Source organism: Curtobacterium sp. VKM Ac-1376 (genome assembly GCF_015351025.1).
Lineage (GTDB): Bacteria > Actinomycetota > Actinomycetes > Actinomycetales > Microbacteriaceae > Curtobacterium.
The window spans coordinates 1-646 of record NZ_JADKRV010000057.1; the positions used below are offsets into that span (position 1 = coordinate 1).

The window sequence follows — 646 nt, forward strand, 5'->3', positions numbered from 1 at the left end:
CGCGACCTGTTTCCACTCTCGCATCTCCACGCCCTGGTCCCACGTCAGCGTTCGCCGAAGTGTCGCCGGAAGCGTTTGGATCTTCGCCGTGAGAGCGTCGCGCATCTTCTCCGCGGTGTATCCGTCTGGGAGGTGCACGAGCATGGTGTAGTTCGTGGACCGCTCGACCAGGGTCCCGATCGCGGTCTGGTTGCCCTTCCCGATGATGAGATCGCCCTCCCAATTCCCGGGAACAGCACGATCGCTGGCTTCGGCGGGCCGGTCGGCGATGTTGATCATGTCCGGGATCCGGTTCTTGCGCTGCCCGGTCTTCCTCGACGGATGCCGCAGCCCTCGCCCGGTCCGCAAATACCTGGTCAGCTCCTGCTTCAGGGCGCCCCGAGACTGGACGTAGAGGGACTGGTAGATCGTCTCAGGCGACACTCGCATCTCCTCCCGGTCCGGGAACTCACGCTTCAGTCGTCCCGCGATCTGCTCGGGCGAGTACTTCTTCCGCAGGTCGTTCTCCACCTTCGCACGCAGCTCACCGTTCATGTGCAGCTTCGCCGGCTTCGGCCTGGACGCCCGCTGATACGCGAGAACATGCGCGGTCGTTGCCCGGTACGCGGACCCTTGCGCGGTGTTCCGCGACAGCTCCCGTGACACC

Annotated in this window: 1 protein-coding gene; it reads right to left on the reverse strand. The window is 64.9% G+C overall.

Features of this window, described 5'->3' with window-relative positions; all coding sequences use genetic code 11:
- A partial coding sequence (locus tag ITJ56_RS18130) for an IS30 family transposase (protein WP_323749869.1) occupies positions 1-645 on the reverse strand: 645 nt, incomplete at its 3' end.
- Position 646: the final 1 nt, after the last annotated feature.